Origin of the sequence: Mesorhizobium sp. M7A.F.Ca.MR.362.00.0.0, assembly GCF_004023175.1 — a bacterium.
GTDB lineage: Bacteria > Pseudomonadota > Alphaproteobacteria > Rhizobiales > Rhizobiaceae > Mesorhizobium.
Window position 1 is genome coordinate 1 of the sequence record NZ_RZTF01000374.1, and the last position, 640, is coordinate 640.

Below are 640 nucleotides of genomic sequence, written 5' to 3' on the forward strand. Positions count from 1 at the left end.
GCACCGGCGCCTGCCCAATAGCCAGATATCATCTCGACGACCTTGAAAAAGCCGGGTTCAGCCCGGCTTTTTTGTTGGGAAAACCGCATAGGGCGGCGACAAAGCCGCGCATGGCGGTTTTCACGAGCGCCAAATCATCTAGATTGCCCATGAACGGGCATTGCAAAGAGGATAGTGCATGACGGTTGGCCGAACGCTTCTCAAGTCGTTGCTGTCGGCTGCCCTTCTGGCGGCGGGATTGCAGGCTGCCCGCGCCGACGAATGGCGCACCACCTCATCGCTGATCGGCGAGTCCAAATACGGCGCCAATTTCCAGCACTACGACTACGTCAACCCGAACGCGCCCAAGGGCGGCACGCTGAATTCGGTGGTGCCAGGTACATTCGACAGCTTCAATCCCTACGTCGTCCAGGGATCACCGGCCGCCGGCCTCGTCGGGTTTGGCGGCGGCCTGCTCTACGACACGCTGATGGAGCAGGCGACCGATGAAGGCAGCACCAGCCATCCACTGATCGCCGATGCCTACAAATATCCTGATGATTATTCCTCCGCGACCTACCGGCTCGATCCGCGCGCCAAATGGCATGACGGCCAGCCGATCACCGTCGATGACGTGATCTGGTCGTTTCATGTGCTGAAG

At 59.8% G+C, this 640-nt stretch carries 2 protein-coding genes; both read left to right on the forward strand.

Going from position 1 to position 640, the window contains the following annotated elements; all coding sequences use genetic code 11:
• The coding region (locus tag EOC06_RS40985; RefSeq protein WP_206631287.1) for a hypothetical protein at positions 1-182 on the forward strand (182 nt) is incomplete at its 5' end.
• On the forward strand, positions 179-640 hold a 462-nt coding region (locus EOC06_RS43880), incomplete at its 3' end, for an ABC transporter substrate-binding protein (RefSeq protein WP_245470220.1). The genes EOC06_RS40985 and EOC06_RS43880, both read left to right, overlap by 4 nt.